This window comes from Pseudomonas sp. B21-032 (assembly GCF_024748965.1).
Taxonomy (GTDB): Bacteria; Pseudomonadota; Gammaproteobacteria; order Pseudomonadales; family Pseudomonadaceae; genus Aquipseudomonas.
Map to the genome: position 1 here is coordinate 930400 of NZ_CP087180.1, position 23417 is coordinate 953816.

At 62.1% G+C, this 23417-nt stretch carries 22 protein-coding genes; 20 read left to right on the forward strand and 2 right to left on the reverse strand.

Going from position 1 to position 23417, the window contains the following annotated elements; translation table 11 throughout:
* Positions 1-123: 123 nt before the first annotated feature.
* From hmgA to maiA, 3 genes are read left to right on the forward strand one after another with little or no spacing between them, the layout of a single operon-like run.
* Positions 124-1425 carry a homogentisate 1,2-dioxygenase gene (hmgA, locus tag LOY54_RS04155; protein WP_045196118.1) on the forward strand — a complete coding sequence of 434 codons (1302 nt, stop codon included), beginning with the start codon at positions 124-126 and terminating at the stop codon, positions 1423-1425.
* A 3-nt stretch (positions 1426-1428) separates the two neighbouring features.
* Entirely contained in the window at positions 1429-2721 is a 1293-nt protein-coding gene (gene fahA / locus LOY54_RS04160; RefSeq protein WP_213602401.1) for a fumarylacetoacetase, read from the forward strand.
* A 12-nt stretch (positions 2722-2733) separates the two neighbouring features.
* Positions 2734-3360 carry a maleylacetoacetate isomerase gene (maiA, locus tag LOY54_RS04165; RefSeq protein WP_093388023.1) on the forward strand — a complete coding sequence of 209 codons (627 nt, stop codon included), beginning with the start codon at positions 2734-2736 and terminating at the stop codon, positions 3358-3360.
* A gap of 28 nt (positions 3361-3388) precedes the next feature.
* Here maiA and LOY54_RS04170 read toward each other — a convergent pair whose 3' ends face one another.
* A complete protein-coding gene (locus LOY54_RS04170; RefSeq protein ID WP_045196124.1) occupies positions 3389-4195 on the reverse strand; it encodes a SirB1 family protein in 807 nt (268 codons plus the stop codon).
* Positions 4196-4320: 125 nt separating this feature from the next.
* Between LOY54_RS04170 and LOY54_RS04175 the strand changes: the two genes are divergently transcribed.
* Positions 4321-5340 (forward strand): Glu/Leu/Phe/Val dehydrogenase dimerization domain-containing protein, encoded by a 1020-nt coding sequence (locus LOY54_RS04175; protein ID WP_258609410.1) that lies wholly within the window; start codon positions 4321-4323, stop codon positions 5338-5340.
* 7 nt (positions 5341-5347) lie between these two features.
* Here the strand turns inward: LOY54_RS04175 and LOY54_RS04180 are convergent, their stop codons facing one another.
* Positions 5348-5611 carry a YebG family protein gene (locus LOY54_RS04180; protein ID WP_045196128.1) on the reverse strand — a complete coding sequence of 88 codons (264 nt, stop codon included), beginning with the start codon at positions 5609-5611 and terminating at the stop codon, positions 5348-5350.
* A gap of 226 nt (positions 5612-5837) precedes the next feature.
* On the opposite strand from LOY54_RS04180, the gene LOY54_RS04185 reads away from it, so the two are divergent.
* The 16 genes from LOY54_RS04185 to LOY54_RS04260 all read left to right on the forward strand — a co-directional run bounded on the left by LOY54_RS04185 (position 5838) and on the right by LOY54_RS04260 (position 23371).
* Entirely contained in the window at positions 5838-6344 is a 507-nt protein-coding gene (locus LOY54_RS04185; RefSeq protein ID WP_045196130.1) for a disulfide bond formation protein B, read from the forward strand.
* A gap of 565 nt (positions 6345-6909) precedes the next feature.
* Complete coding sequence (cyoA, locus tag LOY54_RS04190; protein WP_045196132.1) at positions 6910-7854, forward strand: ubiquinol oxidase subunit II; 945 nt, start codon at positions 6910-6912, stop codon at positions 7852-7854.
* A gap of 3 nt (positions 7855-7857) precedes the next feature.
* Positions 7858-9876 (forward strand): cytochrome o ubiquinol oxidase subunit I, encoded by a 2019-nt coding sequence (gene cyoB, locus LOY54_RS04195; protein ID WP_045196135.1) that lies wholly within the window; start codon positions 7858-7860, stop codon positions 9874-9876.
* Between the two features lie 3 nt (positions 9877-9879).
* Entirely contained in the window at positions 9880-10509 is a 630-nt protein-coding gene (locus LOY54_RS04200) for a cytochrome o ubiquinol oxidase subunit III (protein ID WP_026001353.1), read from the forward strand.
* A complete protein-coding gene (gene cyoD / locus LOY54_RS04205) occupies positions 10510-10842 on the forward strand; it encodes a cytochrome o ubiquinol oxidase subunit IV (protein WP_038997063.1) in 333 nt (110 codons plus the stop codon). It begins immediately after the preceding gene.
* Between the two features lie 11 nt (positions 10843-10853).
* Positions 10854-11741 carry a heme o synthase gene (gene cyoE / locus LOY54_RS04210; RefSeq protein WP_258609413.1) on the forward strand — a complete coding sequence of 296 codons (888 nt, stop codon included), beginning with the start codon at positions 10854-10856 and terminating at the stop codon, positions 11739-11741.
* A gap of 194 nt (positions 11742-11935) precedes the next feature.
* Entirely contained in the window at positions 11936-12931 is a 996-nt protein-coding gene (locus LOY54_RS04215; protein WP_258609415.1) for an isocyanide synthase family protein, read from the forward strand.
* Positions 12931-13635, forward strand: coding sequence for an HAD-IA family hydrolase (locus LOY54_RS04220; protein WP_309475659.1), 705 nt, complete (start codon positions 12931-12933; stop codon positions 13633-13635). Before LOY54_RS04215 ends, LOY54_RS04220 begins: the two co-directional genes overlap by 1 nt.
* A 27-nt stretch (positions 13636-13662) precedes the next feature.
* Complete coding sequence (locus LOY54_RS04225; protein WP_258609419.1) at positions 13663-15423, forward strand: L-tyrosine/L-tryptophan isonitrile synthase family protein; 1761 nt, start codon at positions 13663-13665, stop codon at positions 15421-15423.
* A gap of 114 nt (positions 15424-15537) precedes the next feature.
* On the forward strand, positions 15538-16671 hold the full coding sequence (locus LOY54_RS04230; protein ID WP_258609421.1) for a hypothetical protein: 1134 nt from the start codon (positions 15538-15540) through the stop codon (positions 16669-16671).
* A 112-nt stretch (positions 16672-16783) separates the two neighbouring features.
* The gene (gene alaC / locus LOY54_RS04235) at positions 16784-18004 is read left to right on the forward strand and encodes an alanine transaminase (protein ID WP_045196146.1); all 1221 of its coding nucleotides are present in this window, start codon (positions 16784-16786) and stop codon (positions 18002-18004) included.
* A gap of 180 nt (positions 18005-18184) precedes the next feature.
* On the forward strand, positions 18185-18559 hold the full coding sequence (locus LOY54_RS04240; protein ID WP_045196148.1) for a YkgJ family cysteine cluster protein: 375 nt from the start codon (positions 18185-18187) through the stop codon (positions 18557-18559).
* Positions 18560-18613: 54 nt separating this feature from the next.
* Positions 18614-19183: a GNAT family N-acetyltransferase gene (locus tag LOY54_RS04245; RefSeq protein WP_258609423.1), complete on the forward strand. Its 570-nt coding sequence runs from the start codon at positions 18614-18616 to the stop codon at positions 19181-19183.
* 88 nt (positions 19184-19271) lie between these two features.
* On the forward strand, positions 19272-19790 hold the full coding sequence (locus LOY54_RS04250; RefSeq protein ID WP_045196152.1) for a sigma-70 family RNA polymerase sigma factor: 519 nt from the start codon (positions 19272-19274) through the stop codon (positions 19788-19790).
* A 6-nt stretch (positions 19791-19796) separates the two neighbouring features.
* Positions 19797-20771, forward strand: coding sequence for a FecR domain-containing protein (locus LOY54_RS04255; protein ID WP_258609425.1), 975 nt, complete (start codon positions 19797-19799; stop codon positions 20769-20771).
* A gap of 80 nt (positions 20772-20851) precedes the next feature.
* On the forward strand, positions 20852-23371 hold the full coding sequence (locus LOY54_RS04260) for a TonB-dependent receptor (protein WP_258609427.1): 2520 nt from the start codon (positions 20852-20854) through the stop codon (positions 23369-23371).
* The last annotated feature ends 46 nt before the right edge of the window (positions 23372-23417 follow it).

The window sequence follows — 23417 nt, forward strand, 5'->3', positions numbered from 1 at the left end:
TTCACCAATCAAATTACGTTATGCGTAATGTAATTACGATAAAAATAACGCAGAAGCGCTGCCATTCCTTCAAGGCCCGCAGCCAACTGCCATTGACCGGCCTGCACTGGGCCCGGAGGCTCGATGAACCTCGATAACACCCCCGTCCTTGGCTACCAGAGCGGTTTCGGCAACGAATTCGCCAGCGAAGCCTTGCCTGGCGCGCTGCCGGTCGGGCAGAACTCGCCGCAAAAAGCCCCGTATGGCCTGTATGCCGAACTGTTTTCCGGCACTGCCTTCACCATGGCCCGCAACGAACAGCGCCGCACCTGGCTGTACCGCATTCGCCCTTCGGCCCTGCACCCGCGCTTCGAGCGCCTGCAGCGTCAACTGGCCGGTGGCCCGCTGGGCCCGGTGACGCCCAACCGCCTGCGCTGGAGCCCGCAACCGATGCCGAGCGAGGCAACCGACTTCATCGACGGCTGGGTGGCCATGGCGGCCAACTCGGCAGGCGAGAAACCGGCCGGCATCAGCATCTATACCTACTGCGCCAATCGCTCCATGGAGCGGGTGTTCTTCAACGCTGATGGCGAACTGCTGCTGGTGCCTGAGCAAGGTCGCCTGCGCATCGTCACCGAGCTGGGCGTGCTGGAAGTCGAGCCGCTGGAGATCGCCGTGTTGCCCCGTGGCCTGAAGTTTCGCGTCGAACTGCTCGACGGCAAGGCCCGTGGTTATCTGGCCGAGAACCACGGTGCGCCGCTGCGCATCCCGGACCTGGGGCCGATTGGCAGCAATGGCCTGGCCAACCCGCGCGATTTCCTCGCGCCTGTGGCCCATTACGAAGAAACCGACGCCCCGGTGCAGCTGGTGCAGAAGTTCCTCGGTGAACTGTGGGGCTGCCAGCTCAATCATTCGCCCCTGGACGTAGTCGCCTGGCACGGCAACAACGTGCCGTACAAATATGACCTGCGCCGCTTCAACACCATCGGCACGGTCAGCTTCGACCACCCGGACCCTTCGATCTTCACCGTGCTGACCTCGCCGACCAGCGTACCGGGCATGGCCAACCTCGACTTCGTGATCTTCCCGCCGCGCTGGATGGTGGCCGAGAACACCTTCCGTCCACCGTGGTTCCATCGCAACCTGATGAACGAGTTCATGGGCCTGATCAAGGGCGAGTACGACGCCAAGGCCGAAGGCTTCCTGCCCGGCGGCGCCTCGCTGCACAGCTGCATGAGCGCCCACGGCCCGGATGCCGAGACCTGCAGCAAGGCTATCGCCGTAGAGCTGGCACCGAACAAGATCGACAACACCATGGCCTTCATGTTCGAGACCAGCCAGGTGCTGCGCCCGAGCCGTCATGCGCTCGAATGCCCGCAATTGCAGGCCGACTACGATAGTTGCTGGGCCTCGTTGCCGAGCACCTTTACCCCGAATCGGAGATAACCCATGAATCAGTCCGCCCTTGCCCGCAGTTGGGTAGAACACGCCAACGGCCACGGCGACTTCCCGCTGCAGAACCTGCCGCTGGGCATCTTCAGCCGCAAGGACCAGGCGCCGCGCTGTGGCGTGGCCATCGGTGATGCCATCCTCGACCTCGAAGCAGTGCTGGCCGCCGGCCTGTTCGACGGCCAGGCCCGCGCCGCAGTCGAGGCCACCCGTGGTGGTGCGCTGAACGCTTTCTTCGCCCTTGGTCGTGGCGCCCGGGTGGCCCTGCGCGAGCGCCTGCTGCAACTGCTCGGCGAGCACAGCGAGCACCAGGCCGCGCTCAAGCCGCTGCTGTATGCGGCCAGCGAGTGCCAGCTGCACCTGCCGGCGCGCATCGGCGACTACACCGACTTCTATGTCGGCATCGAGCACGCCAAGAACGTCGGCAAGCTGTTCCGCCCCGACAACCCGCTGCTGCCCAACTATAAATATGTGCCGATCGGTTACCACGGCCGCGCCTCGACCATTCGCCCCTCGGGCACCGACGTGCGCCGGCCAAAAGGCCAGACCCTGCCCGCTGGCCAGAGCGAACCAAGCTTCGGCCCGTGCGCGCGTCTGGACTACGAGCTGGAACTGGGTATCTGGATCGGCCAGGGCAACGACATGGGCGATTCGATTCCGGTGGCCGAAGCCGCCGAGCACATCGCCGGTTTCTGCCTGCTCAACGACTGGTCGGCGCGTGATATCCAGGCCTGGGAATACCAGCCGCTGGGGCCGTTCCTGTCCAAGAGCTTCATTTCCACCGTTTCGCCGTGGGTAGTCACTGCCGAAGCCCTGGAGCCGTTCCGCTGCGCCCAGCCGGCGCGCCCGGAAGGTGATCCGCAGCCGCTGTCGTACCTGCTGGACAAACGCGACCAGGCCAATGGCGCTTTTGATATCGAGCTGGAAGTGCTGCTGCTGACCGAGCGCATGCGCGAGCAGAACCTGCCAGCCCATCGCCTGACCCTGAGCAACACCCTGAGCATGTACTGGACCGTGGCGCAGATGGTTGCCCACCACAGCGTCAACGGTTGCCAGTTGCAGCCGGGCGACCTGTTCGGCTCCGGTACCCTGTCCGGTGCCCAGCCTGGCCAGTTCGGCAGCCTGCTGGAAATCACCCAGGGCGGCAAGGAACCGGTCGAACTGGCCTCGGGCGAGGTGCGCAAGTTCCTTGAGGACGGCGACGAAATCATCCTGCGTGCCCGTTGCAAACGCGACGGCGTGGCCTCGATCGGCTTCGGCGAGTGCCGCGGCAAGATCCTGCCGGCGCACTGAGAGGGCAGGGCCATGGAACTCTTTGGTTACTACCGCTCGACCTCATCCTACCGGGTGCGCATTGCCCTGGCGCTCAAGCAGCTGGAGGTCCAGCAGGTGCCGGTCAACCTGCTCAAGGGCGAACAGCGCGAAGCACAGTTCCTGGCCCTCAACCCGCAAGGGCGAGTGCCGGCGCTGAAGATCGACTCCGGTGAGCTGCTGGTGCAGTCGCCGGCGATCATCGAGTACCTGGAAGAAGTTTATCCACAACCCGCGCTGTTGCCCCAGGACCCGCTGCGCCGGGCCCAGGTGCGTGGCGTGGCGGCGCTGATCGGCTGCGACATCCACCCCCTGCACAACGTCAGCGTGCTCAATCAGCTGCGCGGCCTGGGTCATGACGACGCCCAGGTCAACCAGTGGATCGGCCACTGGATCAGCCAAGGCCTTGCCGCGGTCGAGCAGTTGATCGGTGACCAGGGCTTCTGCTTTGGCGACGAGCCGGGGCTGGCCGATGTCTACCTTGTTCCGCAGTTGTACGCCGCCGAGCGCTTCAACATCGACCTCAGTGGCTTCCCGCGCATTCGCCGGGTCGCGGCCCTGGCCGAGGCGCATTCGGCGTTTGCCCAGGCTCATCCGTCGAGGCAGCCCGACGCACCATAAATCATGCGGCTCAGCCCGGAGCAGAATGTCAGTGCACCGATTGCGACGCCGGCGGCAGATGGCTCAGGCGTTCCGTCAGGCGCAAGCGCTGGATTGGATCGTCGCTGAGCAGCAAGGCGTGCTCCAGGTCGAAACGTTCGGCCTGGGGGCACTCCAGGTGCTGATACAGGGTGGCGCGGGCCATGTAGTCGGCGGCAGTGCCAGGGCCTAGCTGCAACACCCGTTCAGCGTCCTTCAGGGCTTCGAGATGATCGTCGTGGCTGGCGTGCAGCTGGCGCAGGTTGCGTGACAGGCGCTGGAGCATCTGCAGCGGGCTGGCGGTCAGCAGGTGGTCGGCGCTCAAGGCCAGTTGCGGGCCGAACTGACGGCCAAGCAGCTCGCGGCAATCGGCCGGGTACAGGCGTCGGCCGCCACAGGGGTCGAGCAGATGGTCGGCACCGGGCACGCGCAAGAGAAAGTGCCCGGGGAAGTTCACTCCCTCAAGAGGGATCGACAGGCCGCGGGCCAGTTCCAGGCTCAGCAGGGCCAAGGCCAGGGGCTGGCCGCGGCGGCGTTGCATGACTTTGTCGAGCAGCGCCGCCTGGGGCCGCAGCGGGTGGTATTCGTCCTGCTGGAAGCCCAGGGCGTTGAGGCGGCGTAACAACGGCTGGGCCAGTTCGCTGAGCGGCAGCATCGGCAGCCCGGTGCTGACTTCCTGCTGCAGGGCCTGAACCTCGGCCATGACGCGCGCAGGCACCACGCTGTCATCGTGCTCGGCAGCGATCCACAGCGCCGCCTCCAGCAAGGCGACCGGGTCACGTTCAAGGCAAGCCAGACAGGCACTACGTGGGTTCATGACAACCTCCGCTCAAGCTTCTGTTGTAGCGCTGGCGCGGCCTTTCGTCCAGTGGTCCGAGTGTTGTCATCGGGCGCCAAAGCGCGACCTATACTGGGATCAGCACCTCATCGAGGAGCCTGCCGATGTTCGCTCTCATGCAAAGCACTCGCACGCAGTCGCTGCACCTGTGCATCGACCCGCCGACCGGCCTCAAAGCAGTGGTCGCCATTCATAGCGAACACCTGGGCCCGGCCATGGGAGGCTGTCGCTACCTGGCTTACCCGGACGACGACAGCGCCATGGTCGACGCCATTCGCCTGGCCCAGGGTATGAGCTACAAGGCCGCCCTGGCCGGGTTGCCGTTGGGTGGCGGCAAGGCGGTGATCATTCGCAACCCCCATGTGGAAAACCGTGCGGCCTTGTTCGAGGCGTTCGGGCGCTTCGTCGAAACCCTGCAGGGGCGCTTCATCACGGCCGTGGACAGCGGCACCTCGACCCTGGACATGGACTGCATCGCCCAGACCACCCAACACGTCACCAGCACCACCGCTGCCGGTGATCCGTCACCCCATGCGGCCATGGGCGTGTTCGCCGGCATTCGCGCCACCTCGATGGCGCGCCTGGGCAGTGACAACCTCGAAGGCTTGCGCATTGCCGTGCAGGGGCTGGGCAATGTCGGCTACGCGCTGGCCGAGCAGCTGCATGCCGCCGGTGCCGAGTTGCTGGTCAGCGACCATGACCCGGGCCGGGTGCAACTGGCGATCGAGCAGTTCAATGCCCGGCCGGTGGCCAACGAGATGTTGATCAGCACGCCCTGCGACATTTTTGCCCCGTGCGGGGTAGGGCCGATACTCACCGGCCAGAGCGTGATGCAGTTGCGCTGTGCGGCGGTGGCGGGGGCGGCGAACAATCAGCTGACCACCCTGCAGGTGGCCGACCAGCTGGAAAGCCGCGGCATTTTGTATGCGCCCGATTACGTGATCAATGCCGGCGGGTTGATCTATGTGGCGCTCAAGCACCGTGGCGAGGACCTGGGCACCATTACCGCGCACCTGGCGCGCATTCCCTCGCGCCTGACCGAAGTGTTCGCCCACGCCCAGGCGGAAAAACGTTCGCCGGCGCGAGTGGCGCAGATGCTCGCCGAGCAGCTGATCTACAACTGAACGGCGCCTACTCGGCGGCGCCCTCGGCGAGCAGCTCGGACAGGGCGTCGGGCTGGCTCTTGAAGGCCTTGGCGAACACGTCACGGTTTTTCGCCATATAGATACCGGCATCCTCGACCTGCTGTTCGCTCAGCGACGGCACGGCTTTTTTCAGGACCTCGGCCAGCAGCTCGGCCAGCTCCAGCATCTTGTCGTGACGGTCTGCTTCGGCTTTATCCATGAACAAGCGCTCCAGGTCGCGGCTGCTGCGGTATACCACTTCGACGGCCATTCATCACCTCACATGCCTTTGGTAATCGATGTATTCGATACTGTTTATTTGTACAGTGTTAATGATAGGGTAATCCACAGGACTAAGATAGTGGCAAATCAGTATTCTGCTGTTGCCCATTCTTCACCAGGGCCTGGGACGGCACTTTTGCCGCTCTCTATGGTCTGCTTCAGCGTGTAGAATTGCGCATCGGCAGTCGAGCCATCCAGTCTACGAAGGAACAGCAATGAACGAGCAAACATCGCGCCTGAATCGGGAACGGCGCTTTCTGGTACTGCTGGGGGTGATCTGCCTGGCGCTGATCGGCGGTGCGCTGTACATGCAGATCGTGCTCGGCGAGGCGCCATGCCCGCTGTGCATCCTGCAGCGCTATGCGTTGCTGCTGATCGCCGTGTTTGCCTTCATTGGCGCAGCCATGCCCGGCAAGCGCAGCCTGACCCTGCTCGAAGGCCTGGTGGTGCTCAGCGCCATCGGTGGCATCGCCGCTGCCGGCAACCACGTGTACATCCTCGCCAATCCGGCGGTCAGTTGTGGCATCGACACCTTGCAACCGATCGTCGACGGCCTGCCGCTGGCTTCGGTGCTGCCGCTGGTGTTCCAGGTCGATGGCTTCTGCTCCACGCCGTACCCGCCGGTCATGGGCCTGTCCCTGGCGCAATGGGCACTGGTAGCCTTTATACTGACCGCCGTTCTGGTACCCCTGGGCATCTACCGCAACCGCCGTCAGGCTTAGACAAAAGTCATGTATTGACGCAAGCCTGTTGTGCAATGAGATTTGCAAAGTTTGTCGCACCAAACTTGATCCTGATCAAGTTCTAACCCTTGTAGAACGGGCGTTCCAGGGGTATTGAAAGGGGTGCGACAAACTGTCGCGAAACTGATTTTTCGGGCGCGATTGTTACACAATTGGTAAAGGACTGTTGCTCAATAAGTCATAGTCAACGATAGGTTACCTATCTACAATCGCCCCCAATTTCCGTTCGGCACCGCTTGCGAGTCGCAGGATTAAAGGAGCTCCAGGGCTCTTTTCGCTGACTCTGACGAGCATCGCCTGCGGCGATGCCGGGCTGACCCCCCTCCGTGATTTCCCGCACCAAATGGAATTGGTCTGAACACAGGCCTGTTGCCTACTGAAGTCAAAATAATAAACACCGCAATACCCGGTTTATGCCGAGCCGCCGCAGCTGGCCTCAAGGTATGACCGTATTCGATCCCATAAATGCTGACGCTTGGCAGGACGAAGTGTTGGCGACCAAAACACAAATTGCATTGAAGCAAGCTGCTCTAGAGGTCGTGAGATGAGTAAAAAGCGTTACCCCAGACTGTTTGGCATTCTGCCCTTTTTAGGCATGCTTTTACTCAGTGGGTGCAACTGGACCCTGCTCGACCCGAAGGGCCAGGTCGGCATTGAGCAAAAGAACCTTATCCTGATCGCTACCGGCTTGATGTTGCTGGTGGTGATTCCTGTCATTTTCATGACCCTGGCGTTTGCCTGGAAGTACCGCGCTTCCAACAAGGCAGCCACCTACACCCCGGACTGGTCGCACTCGACCAAGATCGAAGTGGCGGTCTGGACCATCCCGGTGCTGATCATCATTGCCCTGGGTTACGTGACCTACAAGACCACCCATGAGCTGGACCCGTATCGTCCGCTGGTTTCCGACGTGAAGCCGGTGCAGATCGACGTGGTCGCCCTGGACTGGAAATGGCTGTTCATCTATCCGGAACAAGGCATTGCCACGGTCAACAAGATCGTCTTCCCGGCCAACACTCCGGTCAACTTCCGCGTGACCTCGGATTCGGTGATGAACTCCTTCTTCATCCCGGGCCTGGGCGGGCAGATCTACGCAATGGCTGGCATGACCACCAAACTGCACCTGATCGCCAACGAGAACGGTGAGTTCGACGGTATCTCCGCCAACTACAGCGGTGCTGGTTTCACCGGTATGAAGTTCAAGGCAACCGCCACCTCCCAGGCTGATTTCGAAGCATGGGTGAACGAAGTCAAGCAATCGCCTAAAAAGCTGGATGCCGCTGAATACGCAGCATTGGCCAAAACAAGCGAAAACAATCCAGTCGCGCTGTACAGCGTGGCCTCGCCTGAGCAGTTCCAGTCCATCGTCGACAAGTACGAAGGCATGAACCGCGGCCGGCCGGTCCACGAACAAGAGCAGAGCAAAGAAGCGGCCGGTACCGAAGGGATGGACGTGAGTATGCATTCAGCTGCTGGGGCAGAGGAGTAAGAGATGTTCGGTAAACTAAGTCTGGATGCGATTCCGTATCACGAGCCGATAGTCATGGTGACGCTTGCCATGATCGCGCTCGGCGGTCTCGCGCTCGTTGGTGCTATCACCTATTTCAAGAAGTGGACCTACCTGTGGTCCGAGTGGCTGACTTCGGTCGACCACAAGAAGATCGGGGTGATGTACATCATCGTCGCGATGATCATGCTGCTGCGCGGCTTTGCCGACGCCATCATGATGCGCACGCAGCTGGCCATGGCCACCGGCGGATCCGAGGGCTACCTGCCGCCCGAACACTATGACCAGATCTTCACCGCTCACGGTGTGATCATGATCATCTTCATGGCAATGCCATTCTTCACCGGCCTGATGAACCTGGCCCTGCCTCTGCAGATCGGTGCGCGTGACGTTGCCTTCCCGTTCCTCAACTCCCTGAGCTTCTGGCTGCTGGTGTCCGGCGTTGTGCTGGTCAACGTCTCGCTGGGTGTTGGTGAGTTCGCCAAGACCGGCTGGGTCGCATATCCACCGTTGGCGGGTATCCAGTACAGTCCTGGCGTGGGTGTCGACTACTACATCTGGGCGCTACAGCTATCGGGCCTGGGTACGACGCTAACGGGTGTCAACTTCCTCGCCACCGTGCTGAAAATGCGCGCGCCTGGCATGAAGCTGATGGACATGCCGATCTTCACCTGGACCTGCACCTGGGCCAACGTGCTGATCGTCGCTTCGTTCCCGATCCTGACCGCTGCACTGGCTCTGCTGACCGTTGACCGTTATCTGGACTTCCACATTTTCACCAACGAGCTTGGTGGGAACCCGATGATGTACGTCAACCTGTTCTGGGCCTGGGGTCACCCTGAGGTTTACATCCTGATCCTGCCGGCCTTCGGCGTGTTCTCGGAAGTCACCTCGACCTTCGCCGGCAAACGCCTGTTCGGCCACAAGTCGATGATCTACGCTTCGGGCGCGATCGCGGTACTGGGCTTTGCGGTATGGCTGCACCACTTCTTCACCATGGGTTCGGGCGCCAGCGTCAACACCTTCTTCGGTCTGGCGACCATGCTGATCTCGATCCCAACCGGGGTGAAGCTGTTCAACTGGCTGTTCACGATCTACCAGGGCCGTCTGCGCTTCACCGCGCCGATCATGTGGACCCTGGGCTTCATGGTGACCTTCTCGATCGGTGGTATGACCGGCGTACTGCTGGCTGTTCCAGGTGCTGACTTCGTTCTGCACAACAGCCTGTTCGTAATCGCTCACTTCCACAACGTGATCATCGGTGGTGCGGTATTCGGCTACATCGCCGGCTTCGCCTTCTGGTTCCCGAAAGCCTTCGGTTTCACCCTGAACGAGAAGTGGGGCAAAGCTGCCTTCTGGTTCTGGATCTCCGGTTTCTACGTGGCCTTCATGCCGCTGTACGCACTGGGCTTCATGGGTATGACCCGTCGTCTGAACCACTCCGACAACCCACTGTGGGAACCCTACCTGTACGTAGCCGTTGTCGGCGCCGTGCTGATCCTGTTCGGTATCGCTTGCCAGCTGATCCAGCTGTACGTGTCGATCCGCGACCGCAAGGACAACATGGACGTGACCGGCGACCCATGGGGCGGCCGTACCCTGGAATGGTCGACTTCGTCGCCACCACCGTTCTACAACTTCGCCACCATGCCTGAGAAAGTCGGCCTGGATGCCTGGCACGAAGCCAAGGAAGCCGGTGTTGCCTACAAGGTTCCAGCCAAGTACGAAGCGATCCACATGCCGAACAACACCTCTACCGGTGTGTTCATGGGTGCCTTGCTGACCGTGTTCGGTTTCGCCTTCATCTGGCACATCTGGTGGCTGGTCGGCGCAAGCCTGATCGGTACCATCGCGGTCTTCGTCGCCCACGCTGCTCGTGACGACCAGGGTTACATGGTTCCAGCCGAGGAAGTGGCGCGCATCGAAGGTGAGCGCATGAAGTCCCTGGGCCTGGCTACCGGTACCCCGGTTGGCGCACGTGTCGAATCGTTTGAACGGGTTTAATCAATGTCCAGTCATGTAATTAACGCTGATACTCATGCTCATGGTCACGACCATGGGCATGACGACCACCACCACGACTCGGGCCAGATGACCGTATTCGGTTTCTGGCTGTACCTGATGACCGACTGCATCCTGTTTGCGTCGCTCTTCGCCACCTACGCGGTGCTGTCCGGCAGTTTTGCCGGCGGCCCGTCGGGTCACGACATTTTCCAGCTGGACTTTGTCGCGGTCGAAACCGCACTGCTGCTGTTCTCGAGTATCACCTTCGGCTTCGCCATGTTGCAGATGTTCAAAGGCAACAAGGGCGGCGTGCTGGGCTGGCTGGCTGTCACCTTCCTGTTCGGTGCCGGCTTCATCGCGATGGAAGTCTATGAGTTCCATCACCTGATCGCCGAGGGCTTCGGCCCGCAGCGCAGTGGCTTCCTGTCGGCGTTCTTCGCGCTGGTCGGTACCCACGGTCTGCACGTAACCGCAGGTCTGATCTGGATGGCGGTAATGATGTACCAGATCAACAAGCACGGTATCACTGGCACCGCCAAGACCCGCATGAGCTGCCTGAGCCTGTTCTGGCACTTCCTGGACGTGGTCTGGATCTGCGTGTTCACCGTCGTGTATCTGCTGGGGGTTCTGTAAATGGCTAACGCACATAACAGCCACGCCGAGGGCAACCACGGTAGCGTCAAGTCCTATGTGATCGGTTTCATCCTGTCGGTCATCCTGACAGCGATTCCGTTCGGCCTGGTGATGTTCCCGAGCATGCCGAAGGACATCACGATCATGGTCGTGGTGGCCCTGGCGGTCATCCAGGTCGTGGTTCACCTGGTGTACTTCCTGCACATGGACCGTTCCGCCGAGCAGCGCTCCAACGTGTCGACCTTCATGTTTACCGTGATGGTCATTGCACTGTTGGTCGGCCTGTCGCTGTGGATCATGTTCAGCATCCACACCAGCATGATGGCGAAGTGAGGTAAGACGACATGTCCGTTAAGCACTTTATCCAAATCACCAAACCGGGGATCATTTTCGGTAACGTGCTTTCTGTGGCAGGCGGTTTTTTCCTTGCCGCGCAAGGGCATGTCGACTTCATGCTGTTCCTGGCCACGGTGATTGGCACTTCGTTGGTGGTGGCGTCCGGTTGCGTGTTCAACAACTGCATCGACCGTGACATCGACATCAAGATGGAGCGAACCAAGAACCGGGCGATGGTCCAGGGCCAGATCTCGCTGAAAGTCGCGCTGGCCTATGCCACCCTGCTCGGGGTGGCCGGCCTTGGCCTGCTGTATGTGCAGGCCAATGCTCTGGCAGCGTTGTTCGGCCTGATCGGCTTTGTCATCTACGTCGGGTTCTACAGCCTGTACCTCAAGCGCAAATCGGTGCACGGCACCCTGGTGGGCAGCCTGTCCGGTGCCATGCCTCCGGTGATCGGCTATTGCGCGGTAAGCGACAGCTTCGACCTGGCTGCACTGACCCTGCTGGTGATGTTCAGCCTGTGGCAAATGCCGCATTCCTACGCCATTGCGATTTTCCGCTTCAACGACTACCTGGCCGCATCGATTCCGGTGCTGCCGGTCAAGCGCGGGATCCTGGTGGCCAAGAAGCACATCCTCTGGTACATCGTGGCGTTCCTGGTAGCGACCCTGATGCTGACCCTGGGTGGCTACGCCGGCATGAGCTACATGGCCGTAGCCGCGGCCATGGGCATGTACTGGCTGTACATGGCCTGGACCGGCTACAAGGCTGTCGATGACCGCCTGTGGGCACGCAAGCTGTTCGTGTTCTCGATCTTCACCATCACTGCCCTGAGCGTGATGATGTCGCTGGACACCAAAGTGCCGACCGAGCTGCTGCTGACTTACGCGCACTGATTCATCAGCGTGTAATGAAAACGCCCCAGGCTGCGAAGCCTGGGGCGTTTTTGTTTGTGCGGCGTTTCTACAAACGACCGAAACTGCTGTTGACAAGTACCCCGTGTTTGCCGGATTTTATCGCCGCGCAGGTAAGGAGTATCTGCGCAGGGCCAGAGGATGCTGGCCGTGATTCATCACACAAGGGACTGTTCATGACCGAGCCAAACGCCGTTGCTCAACGGGCGTGCCTCGCGCTGTTGCGCGAACGCCACACTTCCGCTCATTTCGACACCGCCTTGCAGGTGCTCGATTGCCTGTTCCGTCGTCGCAGCCTGGCGCCTGGGCAGGATGACGAGCTGTCGGCCGAGGTGCTCGAACCGCATCTGGATAAAGTCCTCACCGCCATCGACGCCGGCCAGCGCATCGAGATGGTTCTGCCGGCCTTCCCGGGCAAATCGCCGAACCGGCAGAAAACCCTCAGCCACCTGCCAGACCTTGCCGAGCGCCACGCTATCGACGAGCTGCAGCAGCTGTGCGCGGAAATCCAGGCCCTGTACGCACCGGGTGCGTTGATTCACATCTGCTCCGACGGCTATGTGTTCTCCGACCTGGTGCGCGTGCCGGATGAGCACGTCAAAGCCTACACCGACGAGATCCAGCGCTACGCCGAGCAGCACTACCCGAACAGCTTCGCCCTGTTCGATCTCAAGGATGCCTATCCGCAACTGGGTTGCCTGGACTCCATGCGCGAAGAGCTGATGATCGAGTACGGCCAGTCGCTGATCGCGCTGGGCCAGCGCTTTCAGGACGAACCACACATGATGCTGATGTACTGCGGCATCCACCGCTTCTTGTCCGAAGATTACTCGGGCCTTGGCGAGTTCGCCGGCATGAGCCTGAACGCGGTGAAAAAGATCGCCAAGCCGGCCTCGCAACGGGTGATCCAGCGCAGTGAAGCCTGGAGTGCCTTGCTGCAGGCGCGTTATCCACAGTGCCTGCGCCTGTCGATCCACCCGCAGTTGGCAGTATCGGCGAAAATTGGCATTCGTCTGGTGCCTACCAGCGACCTCTGGCGTACGCCCTGGCACTCGGTGGCGATCAAGCGTAGCGGGGTGGTGATGCTCGACAAGCGCAGCAACATCGATGAGCGCTACAGCCGCCTGGTGTTCCGCCAGGGCCGTCCTTGCCACTACGCCAGTGCGCAATGATGCCGGTAGCGCTGGCGGCTGATGCGGTGATCTTCGACCTCGACGGCACCCTGGTCGACACCTTGCCCGATATCGTCTGGTGCCTGAACCACGTGCTGCAAGAGCAGGGCTACCCGCCGCTGTCACTGGAGACCATCAGTGCCTACGTAGGCGGCGGTACCGGGGCGATGCTCGAGCGGGTTGCCGCGCGCCTGGGGATTGCCGACGACAAGGCCCTGCATGAGCATTATATCGCCTGCTACCAGCAGCACCTGGTGCAGTTCTCGCGACCGTTCGATGGCGTGCCGGAGCTGCTTGAAGGCTGTCGCCGGCTGCAACTGCCGATGGCCATCGTCACCAACAAGGCCCATGACATGGCGCTACAGGTGGCTGCGCAGCTGTTCCCGTCGGGTACCTTCGAGCTTGTCCTTGGCCAGCGCCGCGGCCACCCGCTCAAGCCGCAGCCTGACGCGGCTCTGGAGGCGGCCCGCTACCTGGCCGTCGAGCCCGCGCGTTGCCTGTTTGTCGGCGATACCGTCATCGATCTGATGACCGCGCGGGCGGCCGGCATGCACTGCGCCGCCGTGACCTGGGGCTATGGCCCGGTCTATGCCTTGCAGGCACAGGCGGCGGATCTTTACTGCGAGCAGCCGGCAGAACTGTTGCGGGCCCTGCAACAGGCACTCACTTCTTGCATGGCTGGCACTCTCGCCAGCCAACGTTGAAACACCACCTCTCAAGGAAGAAAGGTCATGCAACACAAGGACACCTGGATCAAGGCGGTCAGCGACGTGCTGGCGGGTTATCTGCTCAAGGAAAATGACGATCGCTTCGACGCGGCGGGCAGGGCCAATCTGGCCGTCAGCCTGGCCCGCTTCTACGATCAGCAGGCGCCGGTGCGCCTGGTGCTGCCGGGCTTCCCGTGCAAGTCGCCGAACGCCCGCGACCAGACCTTCGGCACGATGCCGGATTACGGCGAAGCCATGGCCATCGAGCGCCTCGACCAACTCGGCCAGGACATCGCCGCGCTGCATGCGCCGGGCTGCGTGGTGTCGATCCTCAGCGATGGCACCACCTTCAACGACATCGTTGGTGTACCTGATGACCTGCGCAAAGCCTACAACCAGGCGCTGCGCGAGTTGTGCACCACCCACACGATCAACTGGGTGAGCATGGAAGACCTGTTCCCCCAGGCCAGCAGTGCCGATGCCGTACGCGCGACCCTGGTCAAACAGGCACGTTTGCCGTGGAAGAACGTCGAGGCACTGATCGAGCAGAGCCGCCATGATGAAACCCTCAGCCACGCCCACGACAAGCTCTGCAGCCACCTCTACAACGACTTGCGCCTGTGCCGCGAAGCTGGGCAGAGCGAAGACGAGCACCTGCAGCAGATCGGCTACAAGGCCTATCAGATGATGTTCCGCGGCCAGGCGCTGAATGCCGCGGTCAATCGCTTCTTCCCCGACGACATCCGCCTGTCGGTACATCAGTACGACAATGCCGGGCCAAAATTCACCGTGGCCCTGGCCGACGGTCTGACCCGGGTGTCCAGCCCCTGGCATGCGGTGCCGGTGCGCCACCTGGATGGCAGCCAGACTCTGCGCGGCCGTGCCGAGGTGGACATCGACAAGCATGTGCTGGTGCAGTACCAGGGGCGCCCGTGGCTGTACCACGAGAGCACCGGCGAAGCGCTGCAGGGCTTCGAGTTCGAACTGCAGAAGCGCCCGTTGTTCGGCTTGGTGGTACGTGACCCGTTGGGGCTGGGCTTCGAACGTTTTTCGACGCAGCTGCTCGAAGCGCTGGTGGAGACCTTCGGCTTTGTCTGCCTGCGTGGCTGCCGCTTCGAAGACCGCGACAGCTTTGCCCGCGACTGCGAGCGCTTTGGCACCATCTACCAGTGGGCGTTCGGCAAGGTGCATGTGGTCAAGCCGGCAGACAAACCCGAAGGCGTGGTGCACTCGCTGGAAAAGACTCCATTGCATTGGGACCTGAACATGCTGCCGGACAGCGATGCTCAGGTTCAGCGCGATCCGAAGTTCTGCGCAAGCAAGTTCATGCTCTATTGCAAGACTGCGCCGCAACCGGGGGAAGGGCAGACCACCATCGTCGACAGCCGCAATGCCTTGCGCAAGGTTGGCAACCAGGTGGCGCGGTTGTGGCAGGCGGTTGATATCACCTATTACACGCGTATGACTTACTTTGGTGGTTCGCCGCGTCACTACAGCCTGGTCGACCTGCACCCGCGCACCGGCGAACGCATTCTGCGCTATCAGGAAGGCACCGACTCCAGTCTGCAGACCTTGAGCCAGGAGGTGCAAGGCTTCGAGGCGCAGGCCCAGCAGGCCCTGCTTGAGCAGCTCAATGCCCTGGTCTACGACGATGAATGCCTGATCGCCCATGACTGGGTCGAAGGTGATCTGGTGCTGATCGACAACTACCAGACCCTGCATGGCCGCTTGCCTATGTCGCCGGCCTCGGCCTCCCGTGAGCTGTGGCGGGTTCAGGTGTACTGAGCCGAGCACTCCCTGGCAGCGGCTCGGTGCCCGCTGCCCGGGAGGCTTTCCGCCTGCCGCGGGTGCTGTGCTGGCGGTAGCGTGTCGTGATCTTCAACCTGACAGGATCATGGCATGAGTGTTTTGACTGTGTATTTTTGCGGCACCGGGTCGCACCGATTCGACGGCAATAACCCCAACTTCTGGAATGGCGAGCTGGTTTCGACCCTCGCTTCAAACGACCAGGGCAAGGAGTACGCCCACTGGATCGTCGTCGATGGCCCGGGCAGTGGCAACCTGCAAGCCGATGAACTGTTCGTCGAACCCGGTGGTTATTACAACTGGAACCAGACCTTGTTCGGCAAAGGCTGGGAGGAGAACGTCCAGCACGCACTGCAGATCATCAAGGGGCAGAGCAACTGGCAGCGCACGGAACTGAGCGAGGAGGAGTATCAGCGCCTGAAGGCTGCTGGCATCCCTATCCCCAACTCGACCGCTACGGCGTCCTGGTTCTGGCGCACCTACAACTACGGCAATCGCAAGATTACCCCGCAGTTGCTCCAGGAGCAGATCATCAAGCAGTTTCGCAAGGAAGGCATCATTCCCACCCAGGTCAACCTGGTGGGGTGGAGCAGGGGCGCCGTCAGCTGCCACATGCTGGCCAATGCCATGCTTGGCGACAGTGAGCTGAAAAAGCTTCCAGTGAACATATTCGCCATCGATCCGGTGCCGGGCATTGGTAACTTCGACCGCCATCGCGTGCAACTGGGCGAGAACGTCAAACAGTACGTAGGTTTCTTCTCCCGCGACGAGCGTTCCAAGGGCTTTGCCTGCGTGATTCCCAAAACCCATGCCGGTACCCGCTGCCACGTCTATCCGATGCCCGGGCGTCACGCTACGCTGGTGGGCAATGCCGCTGCCGACGGTGCCGCCGGAAGCAAAGTGCTGGCCGAACCCGGCTTGATCGTTCGCCATTTTGCTGAAGTCTGCCTGACTCGTTGGGGAGTGAAACTGCAAAAAATGCTTAACTTGGGCGAACGTGAACTGCAGGCTTATCATCAGGTGCTGGTCCAAGATGAGAGCAAATATCAGGCAATGCGAAAGCATTCGTACACCCTGGTGACCGAGTCGGAGAAGGGCGAGCGTGCCGTTTCTCTGGGCAGTCAGACTGCGGGGTTCAGCGCGGTCAAAGGCAGCGGCCTGATGCCGGTCGAAGGCTTGGCTGCACCTGTGCGCTGGCAGGCATCGTCCTACAAAGAAATCCGTTAACGCCTGTTTTGTGCTGGACAGCGCGGCGGTCGAGGCCCTATCTTCTGCTTCGGCCACCGCAGTGGCCAACGTCGCTCGGACGGTTCCGGGCGCTTACGTCTTCGAGGAAGCCATGGCTGACCAAGGTTCGCCGCGCCGCTTTGCGCGCATTGATCGTCTCCCCCCCTACGTCTTCAACATCACCGCCGAGCTCAAGATGGCTGCACGCCGTCGTGGCGAAGACATCATCGACCTGAGCATGGGCAACCCCGACGGGGCCACGCCGCCGCACATCGTTGAGAAACTGGTGCAGGTCGCCCAGCGCGAAGACACCCACGGCTATTCGACGTCCCGCGGCATCCCGCGCCTGCGCCGGGCGATTTCGCGCTGGTACAAGGACCGCTACGAGGTCGAGATCGACCCGGAAAGCGAAGCCATCGTCACCATCGGCTCCAAAGAGGGCCTGGCGCACCTGATGCTCGCCACCCTCGACCATGGCGACACCGTGCTGGTACCCAACCCCAGCTACCCGATTCACATCTATGGCGCGGTGATAGCCGGTGCCCAGGTGCGTTCGGTGCCGCTGATTCCGGGCGTGGACTTCTTTAATGAGCTGGAGCGGGCGATCCGCGAATCCATTCCGAAACCGAAGATGATGATCCTCGGCTTCCCGTCCAACCCGACCGCGCAGTGCGTCGAGCTGGACTTCTTCGAGCGGGTGGTGGCCCTGGCCAAGCAGTACGACGTGCTGGTGATCCACGACCTGGCTTACGCCGACATCGTCTACGACGGCTGGAAGGCGCCGTCGATCATGCAGGTGCCGGGGGCCAAGGACATTGCCGTGGAGTTCTTCACCCTGTCCAAGAGCTACAACATGGCCGGCTGGCGAATCGGCTTCATGGTCGGCAACCCCGAGCTGGTCAGCGCCCTGGCCCGCATCAAGAGCTACCACGACTACGGCACCTTCACCCCGCTGCAGGTCGCGGCCATTGCTGCCCTGGAAGGCGACCAGCAGTGCGTGCGCGATATCGCCGAGCAGTATCGCCAGCGCCGCAACGTGCTGGTCAAGGGCCTGCACGAGCTGGGCTGGATGGTCGAGAACCCCAAGGCGTCGATGTACGTCTGGGCGAAGATTCCCGAAGAGTATGCACACCTGGGCTCGCTGGAGTTCGCCAAGAAGCTGCTGGCCGAGGCCAAGGTCTGTGTGTCGCCGGGCATCGGCTTTGGTGACTATGGCGATGATCATGTGCGCTTTGCCCTGATCGAGAACCAGGACCGTATCCGCCAGGCGGTACGCGGTATTCGCCAGATGTTCCGGGCTGATGGCATCGGCAGCAAGCCGGCCCAGAAGTAAGCACTGACCCGGGCGCGGGTCAAACCTGTTCCTACAGCTGGAGCAGGTTTTTCCCGCGAAACAACCGTCCGTCAGCGGCGATTTATTTCTGCATTACCCCCCTTCTCAAACACCCGGCAAAGCATAGAATGGCGGCGGGTTTCTCCCTATAACGATAATCAACCTCCCCCCCTTCTCATCATGTCCGAACATAATCCTTGTTTGAACTGCGGCGCCTGCTGCGGGTATTTCCGTGTGTCTTTCTTCTGGGGTGAGTGCACGTCGGCGGGTGGTGTCGTGCCCGACGATCTGGTGGTCCAGATCAGCCCCAGCCGCGTTGCGATGATCGGCACCGACAGCAAGCCCTGTCGCTGCATCGGGCTTGAGGGCGAGATCGGCAAAGGGGTCAGCTGCAGCCTGTATGAACAGCGCTCAACCCCTTGTCGCGAGTTCGATGCGGCCTGGGTCAATGGCGAAGCCAACCCCAGCTGCGATGCCGCCCGTGCCGCCTATGGCCTGCCACCGCTGGAGGCCAACGAGCCGATCTGGCCGGACGAGGGCGCCGAAGTCGCCTGAGGCGTGACTTGAGGGTTACACTGCCGGGTTGATGAATCGGACAGGAGGTCCCGCGTGACCCGCATGTACAGTTTTCCCGCTGACCTGTGCCTCGAAAGCCCGCGCCTGCAACTGCGCCCGATGGTGGCCGAGGATGCTGCGGCGTGGTTTGCCATCATGGCCGATCCGCAGGTCATGCGTTACTGGAACCACGGCCCCTGGCAAGTGCTGGCAGAGGCCCAGGCAGCACTGGCCGAAGACCGCGACGCATACGCCGCCGGGCAGATGCTCAAGCTGGGAATCTATCGGCGCGACAATGGCGAGCTGATCGGCATGACCCAGCTGTTCAACCTGGAGCCCACCTCGTGCCGTGGCGAAATCGGCTATTGCCTGGCCAGCTGCGCGCAGGGCCGTGGCTACATGGACGAGGCGCTGACCTGTTTCATCGATTACCTGGCCCATGGCCTGCACCTGCGCCGGCTGGAGGCCGAGATCGACCCGCGCAACCAGGGGTCGGCGCGTACCCTGGAGCGCCAGGGTTTCGTCCTTGAAGGGCTGTTGCGCCAGCGCTGGTGCGTGGCCGGAGAGCTTTCGGACTCGGGGCTGTACGGGCTGCTGCTCGATCAGGCGCCGCTGGACGGTTGAATCCTGACCGCTGCCTTGCGGTTGCGTTGCGGTCGGGCATCTGGATATTATTCGGAACAATTCTCACTTACACACTTGCGAGTGCGCCATGTCCGTCGCCGAGCCGCCGCTGCAACGCGCGATCCATACGCTGTATTGCGAGCACCATGGCTGGTTGTTCAACTGGCTGCGGCGCAAGTTGCGCTGTTCACAGCATGCGGCGGACCTGGCACAGGACACCTTTGTACGCATCCTCGGCTCGCGCGACACGCTCCTGGGTATTCGCGAGCCGCGTGCCTTCCTCAGTACCACGGCGCGACGCCTGATCATCGATCGGGCACGTCGCCAGCAGATCGAAGACGCCTACCTGCGCGAACTGGCCCTGACTGTCGAGGTCATGGAGGGCCACCAGTCGCCCGAGCAGATCCTCCTGACCCTGGAGGCGCTGGAGCAGATTACCTTCATGCTCGAGGGCTTGCATGAAAAGGCCCGCCAAGCCTTTGTCGACTATTACCTGGACGAGCTGAGCCAGGTGCAGATCGCCGAGCGCCTGCAGGTTTCGCCACGCATGGTGCGCAAGTACCTGATGCAGGCCCTGGTGCATTGCCACCAGGCCGTTAATGTTTGATTGCCGATGACGGCCCAAGCGTCAATCGAGCAGCACGCCGCCGAATGGATTTTGCGCCTGGGCGAGGGTGAGCTGAGTGAGGCAGAGCGCCAGGCGCTGGATGCCTGGCGTCGGCAGGACGCTCGCCATGAAGCCACCTTCACTCGCATGCAGGCGATCCTCGAACAGATGCATAGCCTGCGCCCGCAACGCCAGCCGGTGCGCGCCGCACTGCGCACGCCTGCAAATGCCCAGCGGCGTGCGCAGTACCCACGACGGGTGCTGTTGGGCCTGGCTTTGCTGGCAGCACTGGGCGTGCCCCTGAGCCTGTCCGGCTGGCATCCGCAAAACTTGCTGGCCGACCTGCACACCGCGCCGGCGCAATGGCAGAGCCACAGGCTAAGCGACGGCACGCGGGTCATCCTCGAAGGCAACTCGGCCCTGGACTTGCGCTTCAGCGCCCACGAGCGGCGTATCGAACTGTTGCGCGGCAAGGTGCTGGTGGATGTCGCGCACGACAGCAGCCGGCCTTTCGTGGTGGCCACCGCCGACGGCACGTTCCAGGCCCTGGGCACGCGCTTCGTGGTTGCCCGTGGCGGTGCCGGCAGCGAACTGACCATGCTCGAATCCCAGGTGATGGTGCGCAGTGCCGAGCAGGACAAGTCGCTGGCGGTGGCCAAAGGCGGGCGGGCCTGGGTTCGCCGGGATGACCTGGGGCTGCTGGCCAGTATTGATCCGGCCAGCGTTGACCAGGCCTGGCAGCGTCATCAACTGGTGGTTGAGCAATCGCCGCTGGTGGATGTCCTCGATGCCCTGGCCCGCCAGCGCCGCGGCCATCTGAGCTTCGACCGCAAGGCGCTGGCTGATCTGCGGGTGTCGGCAGTGCTGCCGCTGGACGACAGCGAGCGGGCCCTGCAGCTGCTGGCTGAAGTGCTGCCGATATCGATTCATTCGCATACGGCCTGGTGGACGCGTATCGAGCGCCGCAGTGCTGATAAGTAATTGTTCGCGACTGGTTCCTCATTCTCATCTTGGCCCGTCCTTCTAGAAGCCAACATGATTAAACAAGGAGCCTTTTCACCATGCGCCGATTTACTGGCCGCCCCGTTTTGAGCCCTCTGGCGCTCTGTGTACAGCTGGCCTGCAGCGGCCTGCTGCTGACTGCAGTCGCTGTGCCAGCAATGGCCCAGGGTCAACAACAGCGCTTCGACGTGCCTGCCGGTGCGCTGAGCACAGCGCTCAACCGCTTCGCCCAGCAAGCCGGCGTCGCCCTGGCCTTCGATCCGGCTGACCTGGCGGGGCGTAACACAGCCGGCCTGCAGGGCAGCTTCGCCCTTGAAGACGGTTTTGCCCGCTTGCTCGAGGGCAGCGGCTACCGTATTGCCCAGGGTGACAACGGTTATGTGTTGCTGCCGCAAGCCGCTGCACCGGCAGCCCAGGTGCTGGAGCTGGGGGTTACCACGGTGGCCGGCCAGGGCATGGGCGAAAGTACGGAAAATACCGGCTCCTATGCGCCGGGGCTGATCAGCGTAGGCTCCAAGTCACCGACCAGCCTGCGCGAAACGCCGCAGTCGGTGGCGGTGATCACCCGTCAGCTGATCGAAGACCAGCAGCTCACCGACATCAACGAAGCGATGAAGGCGACACCGGGAGTGATTACCCAGAGCACGACTTTCCGCATCCAGGATTTCATCTCGCGCGGCTTTTCCATCCAGAACCTGCAGATCGATGGCGCCGCCCCGCAGGCGCTGGGCACGGCCATGGGCTCGTTCTATTCGTCGAACATCTTCGACCTGGCCGAGTTCGACCACGTCGAGGTGCTGCGTGGTAGCGGGGCCTTGTTCGGCGGCTCGGGCGACCCGGGCGGAATCATCAACATGGTGCGCAAGCGGCCGATGTCCGAGAACCAGCTCAAACTGAGCCTGTCGGCCGGCAGCTGGGACAACTATCGCCAGGAACTCGACATCACCGGGCCCATGGGCTGGGACGGCCGCTTGCGTGGGCGCCTGGTGGTAGCCAACACCGACCGCCAGTACTTCATCGACAAGCGCAGCACGGAAAAGCCGCTGGTGTACGGCGTGATGGAAGCCGACATGAGCGATGACACCATGCTCACCTTCGGCGTGCGCTACAACAAGTCCCATGAGAACGGCACCAACGCCGCTGTGCCGCGCTACAGCAATGGCGCCGATCTGGGCCTGCCACGGCACACCGGCCTGACCCAGTCCTGGGCATTCACCGACACCACGGCGCGCGAGTATTTCGCCAAGGTCGACCATCGCTTCAACGACGACTGGAAACTCAACCTGTCGTACACCAACATCTGGGATGTGTCCTGGTTCAAGACCGCGTCGACCCTCAATGCGGTTGACCCGATCAGCGGCAGCGGCGTGACCTGGTACGGTACCCAGAGCCGCCAGGAAAACGAACAGCACCTGTACGATGTCAACCTGGCCGGCAACTTCCAGGCCTTTGGCCTGGATCACCAGTTGGTGCTGGGGGCTGACTACCAGCGCATCGACAGCCGCTGGCTGGGTACTGCGCCGCATCCTGGCTTTGGCGGGCCGGTGAATGTCTTCGACCCCGACGCCACGCCCTGGCCAGAGCCTGCCAACCACACCGACTACAGCCGCGACTACAACCCCAACGCCCAGCGTCAGTACGGCCTTTACTCCAGCCTGCGCCTGCAACTGGCCGAACCGCTGCACCTGATCCTCGGTGCCCGCGCCCAGCGTTACCACTTCGAGCAGATGTACCAGACCCGCACCGGCGAGCAATGGAACGTGGCTTCGCAAGTCGACCAGCGCATCGGCACCAAGCTCACGCCGTTTGGTGGTGTGGTCTATGACCTTGATGAGCAGTGGTCGGCCTACGCCAGCTACTCGCAGATCTACAAGCCGCAGGCCAACAAGCTGGCCGGCCCGCAACCGGGCAGCCCGTTGCAGCCGATGACCGGCAAGACCTACGAGACCGGCCTCAAGGGCGAGCTGTTCGACGGCGCGTTGAACACCAACATTGCCTTGTACTACACCACCCGTGAAAACGAAGCGGTGCGTGACCCGCGCTTCACCTCGGCGAGCAATCTGTTTGCCGGCAGCTGCCGCTACCTGGACAACGGTGAAGTGGTCAGCAAGGGCATCGATATTGAAGCGTCGGGGGAACTGCTGCCGGACTGGATGCTGATCGGTGGCTATACCTTCAACCTCAATCGCAACCGCAGTGCCAATACCTCGCTGAGCACGGTGATGCCCAAGCACCTGTTCAAGCTCTACACCACTTACCGGCTGCCGGGTGTGTTGCAGGACTTCAAGGTTGGTGGCGGCGTGCAGGCGCAGAGCGCGACTTACGTATCCGGCACCACCAACCGTTTCAATGGCGATGGTTCGATCGCCGAGCGTGATGTGCCGTTCGACTTCACCCAAGGGGGGTATGCGACCTGGAGTGCACTGGTCGAGTACAAGGTCGACGAGCACTGGGACCTGACCCTCAACGGCAACAACCTGTTCGACAAGAAGTACTACCAGACCGTGGGAACCTCCACCTATGGCAACTACTACGGCGACCCCCGCAACTTCATGCTGACCCTGCGCGGCACCTACTAAGCGCCGGGCGACTTTGCGCAGGCCACCGGTCTGCGCTATTGTCGCG